Here is a 15,206-nt window from a genome sequence, read left to right as displayed (position 1 = left end):
AATTCGAAAGCGCAGCCGAATGAGGCTGCGCTTTTTTTATCCCGCTATTTGTGGGCAGTAAAACTCCCACCTCAAAATTCGGCTGGAGCAAAGAAGTTAGGTGGGGACCCTGCTGTCCGTAAACGCCCGATTGGTGAAGGCTGATAATCAGTGGGGGATGAACAAAACCCCCACTGATTAAAGTTTCGCTTTATATGTTTTTGCCTTCCTATCTTGTAATATTGATATAAATTTAAATGGCTCATTCGTAATGAGATTTAGAAGTCATGTTTTGTAACGGTCAATTGTATTACTATTCCAAAAGGATCTCGCACAATGGCATAACCCGGGCTGAAGGAGTTTTTTTCAAAAGGTGTTAAAATATAAACCTCATCATGTTGAATTAGATTGTGATAGAGTGCTTCAATCGTTTGGAAATCTTTAGATTGAATGCATAATGATGAGCTATTACTTAATTGCCAAGGGCGTGTGGAATCCACTGCCTGTTCTGCAATCATAATTTTATTAGTGCCAATTTGTAAAACGGAATGGGTAATATAGTGTTCTTGGCTTTCTTTATACGTGAAATTAGGATCTATTTCTTTCATTTCTTTATAATTCTTTTTAAATAAAACTTTTGCGCCTAAATACTGTTCGTAAAATGCAATTGCTTTAGCGCCTTGCCCATTTAATGATAAAAAAGGGATTACTTCAAAGTTCATTGTATTGCCTCCTTCATATATGTTTACACTTATTACTATACAAATATAAGGTGCCAACATACGACACCTATAGGGAGAATTTATGAAAAAAGTTGAACGTTTAAATCAGATGCTACGTTTTATTAATCAAAAACAAATATTCACATTGAAAGATTTAATGGATGAATTTCAAATTTCAAAAAGGACAGCTTTACGTGATATTGCATCATTAGAGGAAATGGGTGTACCCCTTTTTGCAGAGTATGGTCGGTATGGAGGATATCGTTTAATAAAAACGATGGCGTTACCACCAATTTCATTTACAAACCATGAAGTTTTTGCGCTTTATTTTGCAATGCAAGCACTAAGTAGTTTTGTAAGTATTCCCTTTCAAATCTCGTTTCGTTCCATTAATAAGAAATTTTTAGATAGTGTTTCGTCAAAACAGCGTGAGCAAATTGAAAACTTGCAAAAAAGAGTGTCCTTTTTTCATTTGGAACAAGCACATGAATGTGGTTATCTAGAAGAGATTTTGTTAGCTGCTGTTCAAAATAGGGCTTTAACTATAAACTATGTAACACCGAAACAAACGACAATGCGCCGTATTCAGCCGATTTCGATTTATGCAATGAAAGGTTATTGGTATTGCCAGGCTTACGATTTAGATAAAGCGGCTTATCGAGTGTTTCGCTGTGATCGTATTAGGTCGTTAGAAATGGTAGGTGCTCAGGATAGTCTGGATTTGGAAAATATAAATATACATAACGCACATAGTCTTTGGAAGGCAACTGAACAAGCTATTCAATTTAAATGCTCAATTACTGCGAGGGGGATAGAGATATTCAAGCAACAACAATACCCTTCGATGAAATTATGGGAAGAATGTGAAGATACATATTTAATAGGAACTTATGAGCCTGCTGAAATCAACTTTATCATCTCGTATCTAGCTAGTTTTGGTAAAACTATAAAAATAATTGAGCCATCTTCTTTAAAAGAGAACTTGAAAGAATACTACTTAGATTTAATACGAAATTTGTAATGTGAATTTGAAATATTAGTTTGTTGGAACAAATAAAATAAAAACTTTTTCTAAATCTATGGCTCGACATTTGGACGATTGTTGTCATAGTTACAAGACAAGTGTTACAATTATCATTAGGTTTATACATTTTAGTTTTTTTAATTAGGAGAAAAATTGGCATAACATAAATTTGATTTTTATAACGACTGATTGTAAAGAGAAAAAGAAAGCAATCGGAAGTTTTATTTTAATAAAAGAGGAGCGTATTTCCTATGATCGGTATTTTAAAAAAGGTATTTGATGTCAACCAACGCCAAATTAAACGTATGCAGAAGACAGTGGAGCAAATTGATGCATTAGAATCATCTATTAAGCCGCTAACTGATGAACAATTAAAAGGAAAGACGATTGAATTTAAAGAACGTCTAACAAAAGGTGAGACAGTAGATGATCTACTTCCTGAAGCTTTTGCGGTTGTTCGTGAAGCAGCAAATCGTGTTCTTGGAATGCGTCCATATGGCGTACAGCTAATGGGTGGTATCGCCTTACATGAAGGAAATATCTCTGAAATGAAAACAGGTGAAGGTAAAACGTTAACATCTACTTTACCTGTATATTTAAACGCATTAACAGGAAAAGGTGTTCACGTTGTTACAGTCAATGAATACTTAGCACAACGTGATGCAAATGAAATGGGACAACTTCATGAGTTCCTTGGCCTAACTGTAGGGATTAACTTAAATAGTATGTCACGTGAAGAGAAAAAAGCTGCTTATGCTGCTGATATTACGTATAGCACAAATAACGAGCTTGGATTCGATTACTTACGTGACAACATGGTGTTATATAGAGAGCAGTGCGTTCAGCGTCCACTTAATTTTGCTATCATCGATGAAGTCGATTCCATTTTAGTCGATGAAGCACGTACGCCGCTTATTATTTCTGGACAAGCTCAAAAATCAACAGAGCTATACATGTTTGCAAATGCATTCGTTCGTACATTAGAAAATGAAAAAGAATATTCATTTGATGTGAAAACGAAAAATGTAATGTTAACTGAAGATGGTATTACGAAAGCAGAGAAAGCTTTCCATATTGAAAACTTATTTGATTTAAAACATGTAGCACTTCTTCACCATATTAATCAGGGGCTTCGTGCACACGTTGTTATGCACCGTGATACAGATTATGTTGTACAAGAAGGCGAAATCGTAATCGTAGACCAATTCACTGGTCGTCTTATGAAAGGTCGTCGTTATAGCGAAGGTTTACACCAAGCTATTGAAGCAAAAGAAGGCGTAGAAATTCAAAATGAAAGTATGACGCTTGCAACAATTACGTTCCAGAACTACTTCCGTATGTACGAAAAGTTATCTGGTATGACTGGTACAGCGAAAACGGAAGAAGAAGAATTCCGTAGTATTTACAATATGAATGTTATCGTAATTCCAACGAATAAAGATATTATTCGTGATGACCGTGCTGATTTAATCTTCAAATCAATGGAAGGTAAATTCAATGCAGTTGTTGAGGATATTGTAAATCGTCATAAGCAAGGGCAACCTATTCTTGTTGGTACAGTTGCAATTGAAACATCAGAGCTTATTTCAAAAATGTTAACACGTAAAGGTGTACGTCATAATATCTTAAACGCAAAAAACCATGCGCGTGAAGCGGATATCATTGCAGAAGCTGGTATGAAAGGCGCTGTAACAATTGCGACGAATATGGCTGGTCGTGGTACGGATATTAAGTTAGGCGACGATATTAGAAACGTTGGCCTAGCAGTTATCGGTACAGAACGTCACGAAAGCCGTCGTATTGATAATCAGTTACGTGGTCGTGCTGGTCGTCAAGGGGACCCTGGTGTAACACAGTTCTACCTATCAATGGAAGATGAACTAATGCGCCGCTTCGGTGCTGACAATATGAAAGCGATGATGGATCGTCTTGGTATGGATGATTCACAGCCAATCGAAAGTAAAATGGTTTCTCGTGCTGTAGAATCTGCACAAAAACGTGTAGAAGGAAATAACTATGATGCACGTAAGCAGCTATTGCAATACGACGATGTACTTCGTCAACAACGTGAAGTAATTTATAAGCAGCGTCAAGAAGTAATGGATTCAGAGAACTTACGCAGCATTATTGAAGGTATGATGAAATCTACGATAGAACGTGCTGTTGCACTTCATACGCAAGAAGAAATCGAAGAAGATTGGAACATGAAAGGTCTTGTCGATTACTTAAATACAAACCTTCTTGAAGAAGGAGATGTAAAAGAAGAAGAGTTACGTCGCCTTGCTCCAGAAGAAATGAGCGAATCAATCATCGCGAAATTAGTAGAGCGTTATAACGAAAGAGAGAAACTTCTACCTGAAGAGCAGACGCGTGAATTCGAAAAGGTTGTTGTATTCCGTGTTGTAGATACGAAATGGACAGATCATATCGATGCAATGGATCATCTTCGTGAAGGTATTCATTTACGTGCTTACGGACAAATCGATCCACTTCGTGAATACCAAATGGAAGGATTCGCAATGTTCGAGTCGATGATCGCTTCTATTGAAGAGGAAATCTCTCGTTACATTATGAAAGCTGAAATTGAGCAAAACTTAGAGCGCCAAGAAGTTGTTCAAGGTGAAGCTGTTCATCCATCAAGCGATGGCGAAGACGCGAAGAAAAAACCGGTTGTAAAAGGTGACCAAATGGGACGCAACGATTTATGTAAATGCGGTAGTGGCAAGAAATATAAAAACTGTTGTGGCATTGGACAGTAATAGGGAACTGTAGTTCAGGCTGCTTTGCAAACTTTTACATCAAAAAATGTATAATGCAAAGGTTTAAACTCTCTCTGTAATAAGCGGAGAGAGTTTCCCTTGTTTTCATATGAAAGTAACAGCAATTACATAGAGGTGAAGGAAATGGAATTAGTAGAAATTAGGCAAGAATTAGAAAAAATGGCTAAGAGATTAGCGGCTTTTAGGGGGTCTCTTTGACCTCCCTACTAAGGAAAAACAAATTGCAGAATTAGAAGAAACGATGATGGGCGCTGGATTTTGGGATGACCAACAAGGCGCACAAGCTGTAATTAATGAAGCGAATGCGCTGAAAGATATGGTTGGAAGGTTCCGTCAGTTAGATGAGACGTTCGAAAACTTAGAAATGACGCATGACCTACTTAAAGAAGAGTATGATGAAGATTTACATGAAGAATTAGAATCTGAAGTGAAAACTTTAATTCAAGAAATGAATGAGTACGAGCTGCAGTTACTATTAAGCGATCCTTATGATAAAAATAACGCTATTTTAGAATTACACCCAGGTGCAGGTGGAACAGAGTCACAAGACTGGGGTTCTATGTTATTACGTATGTACACACGCTGGGCTGAGAAACGTGGGTTTAAAGTAGAAACGGTTGACTACTTACCGGGCGATGAAGCTGGTATTAAGAGTGTTACATTATTAATTAAAGGTCATAACGCTTACGGTTATTTGAAAGCGGAGAAAGGTGTACATCGTCTTGTACGTATTTCACCGTTCGATTCTTCAGGTCGTCGTCATACATCGTTCGTATCTTGTGAAGTTGTACCTGAATTCAATGATGAAGTTGAAATTGAAGTGCGTACAGAAGATTTGAAAATAGATACGTATCGTGCAAGTGGTGCAGGCGGACAGCACGTTAATACGACAGATTCAGCAGTTCGTATAACGCATCTACCAACAAACACGGTTGTAACATGTCAGTCAGAGCGTTCTCAAATTAAAAACCGTGAACATGCGATGAAAATGCTGAAAGCGAAATTATATCAAAAGAAATTAGAAGAACAACAAGCACAATTAGATGAGATTCGCGGAGAGCAAAAAGAAATTGGATGGGGCAGCCAAATCCGTTCTTACGTATTCCACCCGTATTCTCTTGTGAAAGACCATCGTACAAATACAGAAGTTGGTAACGTACAAGCAGTTATGGATGGGGAAATTAATCCGTTTATTGATGCGTATTTACGTTCTCGTATTTAATAAGAGAAAAAGCCAACAGAATTGTTGGCACATGCTGAGGTCCAAGAGGATATAAAGAGGCTTATCTTATTTATATTGATGAAATAAAGAGGAAGAGAAGTTGGAGGCGACAACTTCTCTTTTTGATGAGATTATATGTAGCATATAATGCCGTATATTGTTTTGTAAAAAGTAGAAAATAGTAAAACAGAGCGGTAATGGAGCAGAACTTTATATGGGATTTTTCTGATTTTGTTTGGAAAAAGAGGTTCTTTATAGAACTTTCTAAGGTGTTCACAGAATTGAAACAATTTGTGAAAGCTTTATTTCATTAGGCTTTTCACTATATTTGTGAAAGATATGAAATATACCTTGGTTTTTCTATATAAAGATAATGCTTATAATGAATATTGAATGTGTTGTGAAGATTATTGTCTAGTTATGAATGAAAAGAATATCAACAATGGGGAGCGATAGAAGTGAAAAAGAAATTGTTGGCTATTACGCTGGGGACATCAGTCGTTTTTGCTTTAGGAGCATGTGGAAATAAAGAAGAGAGTAAGTCTTCGAATCAGTCTGCAAGTACAGATAGTGCAGAACAAATTTTCCAAAGAAGTTGTGCTGGTTGTCACGCGAAAGATTTAGCAGGAGCAACTGGACCTGATTTAAGAAAAGTAGGCAGTAAGTATGACGCTGCAGATATCGAAGAAATTATTAAAAAAGGTCGCGGCTCAATGTCACCTGGACTTATTCAAGGTGAAGATGCGAAAAAAGTAGCTGAATGGTTAGCGGAGCATAAATAAGAAACGTAATTAATAAACGAGCTGATTGTATAACTTGACCGAAAAGTGCTTCGAGTTAAGTAATTACATGAGCTCGTTTACCTTTTCTTGGGATGTAACATAACTGTAACAAAATTGTATCCGAATTGGAAACCGATTGATGTTACAATGGGGTTTGTAGAATTTTGATGAAATATGTTACATAGAGTAGCGTTGCTAATAAAAAGCATGTATGGAAGCTACCTTCAACAAGAATGGTCGAGCGAAAATAAAGGTTTTTCTTTTATTTTCAAATGTACAGAAAAGTATTTCGAAAAAAATCATTAAGTATTGGGTGATAAATAATGATAAAAATGACGAATGTTTATAAGGAGTACCCAAATGGTATGAAAGCCATTGCTGGTCTCACAGTTAACATTAAACAAGGTGAATTCGTATACGTAGTTGGACCGAGTGGAGCCGGAAAATCTACATTTATTAAAATGATGTATCGTGAAGAGAAGCCATCTACAGGATCAATTAATGTAAATGGACTTGTAATTGAAACATTAGCAGAAAGAGATGTTCCATATTTCCGTCGTCAATTAGGCGTAATTTTCCAAGATTTTAAATTGCTACCTAAATTAACGGTATATGAGAATGTTGCGTTTGCTTTAGAAGTAATTGAAGAAGAACCAGATGCGATTCGTGAACGTGTTACAGAAGTGTTAGGTCTTGTAGGTCTAGATGATCGTGCAGATGCACTTCCAAGCGAACTTTCAGGCGGAGAGCAACAACGTGTGGCGATTGCAAGAGCGATTGTAAATAGACCAAAGGTTGTAATTGCTGATGAGCCAACAGGTAACTTAGATATTGAAACAGCGCTTGATATTATGAGTATTTTTAAACGTATTAATGAGCGTGGTACAACGATTGTTATGGCGACACATAACGCAGATATCGTAAATACAATTCGTCATCGTGTAATTGCAATTGAAGGCGGAAAAATTGTTCGAGACGAGATTGAGGGAGGATACGGATATGAAGGCTAAAACCCTTAGTCGACATTTGCGAGAAGGTGTGAAAAATCTATCCCGTAACGGATGGATGACATTTGCTTCTGTAAGTGCAGTAACAGTTACGTTATTACTTGTAGGCGTCTTTTTGGCAGCGATTATGAATATGAACCATTTTGCGACGAAAGTAGAGCAAGATGTAGAAATTCGTGTGCATATTGATCCGGCAGCAAAAGAAGCTGATCAAAAGAAATTAGAAGAAGATATGAGTAAAATTGCGAAAGTAGATTCTATTAAATATTCTTCTAAAGAAGAAGAGTTGAAACGTTTAATTAAAAGCTTAGGCGATAGTGGAAAAACGTTCGAGTTATTTGAGCAAGATAACCCACTGAAAGATGTATTTGTTGTAAAGGCGAAAGAACCAACAGATACAGCGGCGATTGCGAAAAAGATTGAGAAAATGCAGTTTGTAAGTAATGTTCAATACGGTAAAGGTCAAGTTGAAAAATTATTTGATACTGTAAAAACTGGTCGTAACATCGGGATTGCGTTAATTGCTGGTCTTCTATTCACAGCGATGTTCTTAATCTCTAACACAATTAAAATTACAATTTATGCTCGTAGTACTGAGATTGAAATTATGAAACTTGTTGGTGCAACAAACTGGTTTATTCGTTGGCCGTTCTTGTTAGAGGGATTATTCCTAGGAGTATTAGGATCAATTATTCCAATTGGCCTAATTTTAGTTATATATAATTCATTGCAAGGTGTGTTTAATGAAAAACTTGGAGGAACAATTTTCGAGCTTCTACCATACAACCCATTCGTATTCCAATTAGCTGGTTTATTAGTGTTAATCGGTGCATTAATCGGTATGTGGGGAAGTGTAATGTCAATTCGTCGCTTCTTAAAAGTATAAAAAGTTGCAAACATAATTCGTACAAGCTTATCATATAGTAGAAATAGGTAAAGGCATCACACATCGTGTGATGCCTTTTGCTACACCACCTGTGTGTTCTGGAAAGGGGAATTCCGCATTGAAACGTAGAGTTGCAATTATTGGAATGGTTGTTGCATTTTTAATTGGTGCTGGCGGGATGTTTGGTGGTATGTACTGGTTTGGGATAAACCCAGCGTATGTAACGCAAACAGTATCGAATGGTAATGCTGGCACAGCGCAAGGGAATTTGGCAAAAATTAATGAGGCGTATGCACTAATTGATTCACGTTATGTGGAAGACGTGAAGGACGACAAGTTAGTTGAAGGTGCAATACAAGGCATGTTGTCTACGCTGAAGGACCCTTATTCCACGTATATGGATAAAGAAACGGCAAAACAGTTTAGTCAATCACTAGATCCTGAACTTGAAGGGATTGGAGCTGAAGTGAACAAAACGGACGGTAAGCTTATTATCGTATCGCCAATTAAAGGTTCACCAGCAGAAAAGATAGGAATTAAACCGAATGACCAAATTTTATCTGTAGATGGAAATAGTGTGAAAGATTTATCACGTGAAGAAGCAGTATTAAAAATTCGTGGTAAAAAAGGAACGACTGTTGCAATTGAAATTAAGCGCGCAGGAGTGGCTGATCCGATAGTATTTAAAATTAAGCGTGAAAAGATTCCGATTTTCACTGTATTTAGTTCAGTAAAGCAAGAGAGCGGAAAAGACATCGGTTATATGCAAATTACTTCTTTTGCTGAAAATACTGCGAAAGAATTTAAGGATCAGTTAAAAGAGTTAGAGAAGAAACATATAGCAGGCTTAGTTATTGACGTACGTGGCAATCCTGGTGGCTATTTAAATAGTGTAGAAGACATACTAGGAGACATCATGACAGATAAAAAGCCAATGCTACAAGTAGAACAGCGAAATGGTGAGAAGAAGAAATTCTCTACGGAATTGAAAGAAAGAAAGCCATATCCAATTTCAGTATTAATTGATAATGGAAGTGCTTCTGCTTCAGAGATTTTAGCGGGTGCGCTAAAAGAGGGAGAAGGATACGATTTAATTGGTGAAAAAACGTTTGGTAAAGGTACTGTCCAACAAGCTGTTCCATTTAAAGATGGTAGCAATATTAAATTAACAATGTTTAAATGGTTAACACCAGATGGCAATTGGATTCATAAAAAAGGAATCGCGCCAACTGTAGAAGTGAAGCAACCAGATTATTATCATGCGACACCAATTCAAATTGAAAAGACACTCTCATACAATTCAAATGATGTACAAGTAAAACATGCGCAAGAAATGCTTAAGAGCTTAGGATATGTACCAGGACGTGAAGATGGATACTTTAGCAAAGAGACAGAATCAGCACTAAAAGCATTCCAAAATGCGAATGAGATGGAAGCAACAGGACAACTCGATAAAAAGACAGCTGAAGCGCTTCAAAATAAAATTATTGAAAAGATTCGTTCTGGAGAAAATGATTTACAATTACAAACGGCATTAAAATTAATAGCGAAATAAGAAAAAATACAGGCACTTTGATGCCTGTATTTTTTTTATGTGTTAAACAAACGTTTCTTTAGTTATGATAAGATAAAAAGAAAGAATGATATAAATGGTGGTGAATGAATTCGTGGAGGCATGGATTTTTGAAATACTACGAGCAGTTGGACGTTTTTTCTTACACCCTGCTGTCTATGTATTTTTAATTAGTAGTATCTTCGTTGGATACTTACGTATATTACGAGAACGAAAAGATTTTTCTTTTAAAGTATATGATATTTGGTTTGAACTACGAACAACTCTATTTGCTGGTATGGGGTACGGATTAATCGTATCTATTATTACGATTGGGCTTGGGCTTGTTGTTTCAAAAGCGAGTTTATGGGCAATTTTACTTTGGACGTTATTATTCGGATTAACTGCTATGTATCGATATTTATCTGTAGCTTATACTTTCGGAATCGCTATTGCACTCGTGTTGTTATCGTCTAAGATGCCAGTTTCCTTCTTACAGCTTGGAGAAGGTGAAGAGGGTACGATTGTATCCCTTGCTATTTTACTAGGCGTTATGCTCGTTGTAGAGGGGTTATTAATCTCTAAAAATGCAGTGCGATATTCTACGCCGAAAATTAAAAAGGGTAAGCGTGGTTTGAGAATTGGACTACATGAATCAAATCGTTTATGGCTTGTACCAGTATTTATTCTTATACCAGGAGACGCGGTGACAGGATTTATTTCTTGGTGGCCTGTCGTTTCAATAGGTTCGACTACATACTCTTTATTCCTCGTTCCATTTTTAATTGGATTTATGAGAAAGGTTAGAAGTTATGAGCCGACTGAAGCTTTATTATTTACAGGAAGACGTGTCTATGGATTAGCAGGGCTCGTACTCGTTTTAGGTGTCGCAAGTTACTGGTGGCACGTACTCGCAATTATCGCGATGGGAGTCGCAATGCTTGGGCGCTTTACAATCTCGATGCAAGAGAAGATTGCAGACGAGAAAAGACCAGCATACTTTGCAGCACGTAATGATGGACTTGTTGTGTTAGATACAATTCCGAATACAATTGGGGCGGAGATGAATTTAAAGCCTGGAGAAGTTATTACGAAAGTAAATGGAGTCATTCCAAGAAGTACCGAAGAGTTTTATGATGCGCTTCAAACGAAGACGACAGGGGCGTTTTGTAAATTAGAAGTAGTAGATACAAATGGTGAGCTTCGTCTTGCTCAAACGGCGTTATACGCCGGGGGACATCATGAATTAGGTGTTGTATTTGTTCAGCAAGAGCATGAGTGGGATTCGGAAGCGATGTAATCATTAAAATGAAACGAAAGAAGAGGCTGTATAACATTGTAGTTATACAGCCTCTTCTTTTTTGTTACAATTTACAGTTTTACTTGAGCATAATGTTGTGCAACAAACTCGCGAAACGTTTGTGCAGCAAGTGATAAGTAGTGTTTTTCATTCCACACTAAATGAGGCGTCCATTGGCAAACGGGCTCTTCAATATGGAGAAGCGTCAGTGGGGGTAATTCCTTTTGTGCTGCAATTGGTAAAAAGGCAACACCAAGACCGGTGCGTACTAAGCCGCTGATGGCTGCAGGTTCATCCCCTTCACATACGACATTGGGCGTAAACCCAGCCCGCCTGCAGAACTTGTCTGTAATTTCACGGAAGCTGTATCCTGGTTTTAGGGAGATGAACGGATCATCTGCTACTTCACTTAGCTTGATACGGTGGCGATTTTTGAGACGATGTGTACTCGGCACAGCTAGTACAATCTCTTCGGTCATTAATGGAAGACTATAGATTCCTAGTCGATCAATAGGTGAAGGAGTAAGACAAAAGTCGATTTCGCCTTTTTCAAGAAGTTGAACTTTCAATTCTTCTGTGGATGCTTGCGTTATGCGGAAGTTAATGTGTGGATATAAGTCTAGAAAAGGTGCTAGTAATTCAGATACTCGATTTAAGGTCGTAGTAGCTATTAAAACACTTCCACGTTCTAATCCAGCCATGTCTGTAACTTGTCGTTTGCCTACTTCTAGTGCCTCAAGGGCTGTATCTACTTGCTTGAGAAAAGCTTTTCCGAAAGTGTTTAGGCGAATTTGCCTTCCGATTCGATCGAATAAGGGAACTCCTAACGCTTCTTCTAATCGAGCGATAGTAACACTTAAAGCTGGTTGGGAGATATGAAGTTCCTGTGCCGCTTTTGTTATATGTTCCGTACGAGCGACTGTCTTAAAATACTTGAGCTGCAGTAATTCCATAAAATGTGTCCACCTTCTCTTATATACTCAAAGTTATTAATATGATAGTTATTTTATATTTTTGTTTATCAACAATCAATTTTATAATATGAGTGTGAAAAGAAACATTATAAAAAGTTAAATGAGGTGGATGATTTTTGGATATTCAAAAATATTTAGAACATATTCAATCTGAAAAAAGAGAGGTAAGTTTCTCTTACTTATCTCATCTTCAAAAACAACATGTACTCAACGTTCATTTTGAGAATCTTGATATTCTGGCAAGAAAACCGCTATCTTTGCGTGAAGAAGATTTGTATCAAAAAATTGTTCATGCGAAACAGGGTGGCGTGTGCTACGAGTTAAACGGAATATTTTATTTTCTGCTAAAAGAATTAGGTTTTGACCCGTATCTTATGGCAGGAACTGTATATGTAAGAGAAGGAATTTGGGCTCTTGAAAATGCTCACTTATTCATAATCGTACCAATTGATAATAAAGAATACTTGGTGGATGTAGGTATGGGCGGTAATTCGCCACGAATTCCTGTTCCGCTGAATGGAGAGGAAGTTGTAGATAGTGATGGCCTTTACCGAGTAAATAAAGATGAAACAACATCGTTTTATTATTTGCAAAAAAAGACTGATGATGAATGGGAGATTCTATATCGATTTGAGCAGCCTTCCCATAAATGGAACTTGGAGAACATTCATCCAATCTGTGTCTTAACTGAAACAGCTCCAGAATCAATGTTCAACAAGATGTATTTCCTTTCAAGAGTGACAGAAAATGGGCGTATCACTTTGTTAGGAGACACGCTAATTATGGTTGATGGAAAAGAAAAAACAAAAGAAAAACTAGAAAAACATGAGATTGAAGAAATTGTTCGTCGCTATTTTCAAATCCAAATGTAGTGGGGAAACTTTAGGGAGGGTTAATATATAACTTTAGATCTACAAGTTAAACTGTTTATTGCACAGTGGGAAATAAACGGATAAGAACTTAGAAAAGCAAAGGGTGTATCGAAGGTATTACAAGTTTCGAATTGTTTAAAAGATGTATTTGTGAAAAAATAGAAGGACCGCACGTTATAAGTGGGCACATTTATTTGAATACGATAAGTAATATATATAAATGAAGCCTAATTTCTCATTGATATAAATGAGGGATTAGGCTTTTTTAGATTTGCTCACTTTTTTAGTTTCATAGACGGATAACTTGAATAATTATTTGATAATGGTTATCATTTAGAGAGTCTTTTAATTTGGAAAAGGGAGGGAAAATATGTTACGTAAATTTTTTTCTTACTATAAACCGTATAAAGGTTTATTTATACTTGATTTTTCCTGTGCAGTTATCGCAGGCTTACTCGAACTTGGTTTCCCGCTTATCGTAAATCAATTTATTGATAAGTTATTACCAGGGCAAAACTGGACGCTTATTTTATGGGCTTGTTTCGGTTTATTCGCAGTTTATGTGTTAAATGCAGGTTTGCAATATGTCGTTACATATTGGGGGCATATGCTTGGTATTAACATTGAAACAGATATGAGACAGAAATTATTTGATCACATTCAAAAGCTATCATTCAGATTTTTTGATAATAATAAAACAGGTCATTTAATTTCACGTCTTACAAACGATTTAATGGAAATTGGGGAAATTGCTCACCACGGACCAGAAGATTTATTTATTGCCATTATGACTTTAGTCGGAGCATTTTCATTTATGATGATGATTAACTGGAAGTTAGCACTTCTAACATTCTTCGTAATCCCGTTCTTATTATGGTTGGCACTTTACTTCAACAAAAAAATGACAGGTACGTTTAGACGTTTATTCTCAGACGTTGCTGATTTCAATGCATGTATTGAGAACAATGTTGGTGGTATCCGCGTTGTACAAGCATTCGGAAATGAAAAGTTTGAGAAAGAGCAATTTGCTGTAAATAATGCTCGTTTCCGTACAACAAAATTAATGGCGTATAAAATTATGGCGTTAAATTCATCTATTAGTTATATGCTGATGCGTCTTGTAACACTCTTTGTATTAATATGTGGTACATGGTTCGTACTGCAAGGTGAATTAACGTACGGTGGATTTATTGGATTCGTTTTGTTAACGAACATTTTCTTCCGCCCAATTGAAAAAATTAATGCGGTTATTGAAAGTTATCCGAAAGGAATCGCTGGTTTTAAAAGATATGTAGAACTTCTGGAAACAGAGCCGGATATTGTAGATTCTAAAGATGCAATAGAAGTTAAACATGTACACGGCGATATTCAATACAATAACATCACGTTCGGATATGAAAATAAAGAGCCGATTTTAAACGATATTAGTTTGAAAATACATGCAGGTGAAACAGTTGCTTTCGTTGGACCATCAGGGGCAGGGAAAACAACACTATGTAGTTTATTACCGCGTTTTTATGAACACTCATCTGGATCGATTCAAATTGATGGCATTGACACGAAAGAGATGACGTTATCGTCACTTCGTAAGCAAATCGGAATTGTGCAGCAAGATGTTTTCTTATTCTCAGGAACAATTCGTGAAAATATCGCTTACGGAAACTTAAAAGCTTCAGAATCTGAAATTTGGCAGGCGGTAAAACGTGCCCAGTTGGAGGACTTAATTTACTCGCAACCAGATGGTTTAGATACAGTTATTGGTGAGCGTGGTGTGAAACTTTCAGGAGGACAAAAGCAGCGCTTAGCAATTGCCCGTATGTTCTTGAAAAACCCACCAATTTTAATTTTAGATGAAGCAACTTCTGCGCTAGACACAGAGACGGAACTTGCTATCCAAAAATCACTTGCTGAACTATCTGTCGGTCGTACAACGTTAGTTATCGCTCACAGGCTCGCAACTATTAAAAATGCAGATCGCATCGTCGTTGTAAATAAAGATGGTATTGCAGAACAAGGTTCACATGCTGAATTAATTGAGCGTGGCGGAGGGTATAGCAGGTTATACGAAGCACAGTTTAGTTCGTAAATATAATTTCTGCTGAATTA

At 36.8% G+C, this 15,206-nt stretch carries 12 protein-coding genes; 10 read left to right on the top strand and 2 right to left on the bottom strand.

Features of this window, described 5'->3' with window-relative positions; translation table 11 throughout:
- Window positions 1–257: 257 nt before the first annotated feature.
- Window positions 258–701 carry a VOC family protein gene (locus EXW56_RS24725; RefSeq protein ID WP_002198855.1) on the bottom strand — a complete coding sequence of 148 codons (444 nt, stop codon included), beginning with the start codon at window positions 699–701 and terminating at the stop codon, window positions 258–260.
- Window positions 702–783: 82 nt separating this feature from the next.
- On the opposite strand from EXW56_RS24725, the gene EXW56_RS24720 reads away from it, so the two are divergent.
- The 8 genes from EXW56_RS24720 to EXW56_RS24685 all read left to right on the top strand — a co-directional run bounded on the left by EXW56_RS24720 (window position 784) and on the right by EXW56_RS24685 (window position 11,254).
- Complete coding sequence (locus EXW56_RS24720; protein WP_002112865.1) at window positions 784–1,722, top strand: helix-turn-helix transcriptional regulator; 939 nt, start codon at window positions 784–786, stop codon at window positions 1,720–1,722.
- Between the two features lie 254 nt (window positions 1,723–1,976).
- The gene (gene secA / locus EXW56_RS24715; RefSeq protein WP_002112864.1) at window positions 1,977–4,484 is read left to right on the top strand and encodes a preprotein translocase subunit SecA; all 2,508 of its coding nucleotides are present in this window, start codon (window positions 1,977–1,979) and stop codon (window positions 4,482–4,484) included.
- A gap of 144 nt (window positions 4,485–4,628) precedes the next feature.
- Window positions 4,629–5,727, top strand: a protein-coding gene (gene prfB / locus EXW56_RS24710; RefSeq protein ID WP_098988193.1) for a peptide chain release factor 2 whose coding sequence is annotated in 2 segments (ribosomal slippage) — window positions 4,629–4,700 and window positions 4,702–5,727 — 1,098 coding nt in all. Because the reading frame shifts where the segments join, the coding sequence is not laid out codon by codon here.
- Between the two features lie 458 nt (window positions 5,728–6,185).
- Window positions 6,186–6,509: a cytochrome c551 gene (gene cccB, locus EXW56_RS24705; protein ID WP_002034763.1), complete on the top strand. Its 324-nt coding sequence runs from the start codon at window positions 6,186–6,188 to the stop codon at window positions 6,507–6,509.
- Window positions 6,510–6,832: 323 nt separating this feature from the next.
- A complete protein-coding gene (gene ftsE / locus EXW56_RS24700) occupies window positions 6,833–7,519 on the top strand; it encodes a cell division ATP-binding protein FtsE (RefSeq protein ID WP_033714061.1) in 687 nt (228 codons plus the stop codon).
- On the top strand, window positions 7,509–8,402 hold the full coding sequence (ftsX, locus tag EXW56_RS24695) for a permease-like cell division protein FtsX (protein WP_002112857.1): 894 nt from the start codon (window positions 7,509–7,511) through the stop codon (window positions 8,400–8,402). Before ftsE ends, ftsX begins: the two co-directional genes overlap by 11 nt.
- A 118-nt stretch (window positions 8,403–8,520) precedes the next feature.
- Window positions 8,521–9,957: a S41 family peptidase gene (locus tag EXW56_RS24690; protein WP_087945842.1), complete on the top strand. Its 1,437-nt coding sequence runs from the start codon at window positions 8,521–8,523 to the stop codon at window positions 9,955–9,957.
- Between the two features lie 112 nt (window positions 9,958–10,069).
- On the top strand, window positions 10,070–11,254 hold the full coding sequence (locus EXW56_RS24685) for a PDZ domain-containing protein (protein ID WP_215597043.1): 1,185 nt from the start codon (window positions 10,070–10,072) through the stop codon (window positions 11,252–11,254).
- A gap of 71 nt (window positions 11,255–11,325) precedes the next feature.
- Here EXW56_RS24685 and EXW56_RS24680 read toward each other — a convergent pair whose 3' ends face one another.
- Complete coding sequence (locus tag EXW56_RS24680) at window positions 11,326–12,207, bottom strand: LysR family transcriptional regulator (RefSeq protein ID WP_215557701.1); 882 nt, start codon at window positions 12,205–12,207, stop codon at window positions 11,326–11,328.
- 137 nt (window positions 12,208–12,344) lie between these two features.
- On the opposite strand from EXW56_RS24680, the gene EXW56_RS24675 reads away from it, so the two are divergent.
- Both EXW56_RS24675 and EXW56_RS24670 read left to right on the top strand, forming a co-directional pair.
- Window positions 12,345–13,100 (top strand): arylamine N-acetyltransferase family protein, encoded by a 756-nt coding sequence (locus EXW56_RS24675; RefSeq protein WP_098988194.1) that lies wholly within the window; start codon window positions 12,345–12,347, stop codon window positions 13,098–13,100.
- A 370-nt stretch (window positions 13,101–13,470) separates the two neighbouring features.
- Entirely contained in the window at window positions 13,471–15,186 is a 1,716-nt protein-coding gene (locus tag EXW56_RS24670) for an ABC transporter ATP-binding protein (RefSeq protein WP_002112850.1), read from the top strand.
- Window positions 15,187–15,206 lie beyond the last annotated feature (20 nt).

Origin of the sequence: Bacillus mycoides (genome assembly GCF_018742245.1) — a bacterium.
Taxonomy (GTDB): domain Bacteria; phylum Bacillota; class Bacilli; order Bacillales; family Bacillaceae_G; genus Bacillus_A; species Bacillus_A cereus_U.
This window is presented reverse-complemented; position numbering and strand designations above follow the sequence as displayed.

Excerpts from the sequence above, each read along its gene's own strand:
- EXW56_RS24725 (WP_002198855.1), bottom strand. The coding sequence starts at position 701 with ATGAACTTTGAAGTAATCCCTTTTTTATCATTAAATGGGCAAGGCGCT.
- EXW56_RS24720 (WP_002112865.1), top strand. The coding sequence starts at position 784 with ATGAAAAAAGTTGAACGTTTAAATCAGATGCTACGTTTTATTAATCAA.
- secA (WP_002112864.1), top strand. The coding sequence starts at position 1,977 with ATGATCGGTATTTTAAAAAAGGTATTTGATGTCAACCAACGCCAAATT.
- ftsE (WP_033714061.1), top strand. The coding sequence starts at position 6,833 with ATGATAAAAATGACGAATGTTTATAAGGAGTACCCAAATGGTATGAAA.
- ftsX (WP_002112857.1), top strand. The coding sequence starts at position 7,509 with ATGAAGGCTAAAACCCTTAGTCGACATTTGCGAGAAGGTGTGAAAAAT.
- EXW56_RS24680 (WP_215557701.1), bottom strand. The coding sequence starts at position 12,207 with ATGGAATTACTGCAGCTCAAGTATTTTAAGACAGTCGCTCGTACGGAA.
- EXW56_RS24670 (WP_002112850.1), top strand. The coding sequence starts at position 13,471 with ATGTTACGTAAATTTTTTTCTTACTATAAACCGTATAAAGGTTTATTT.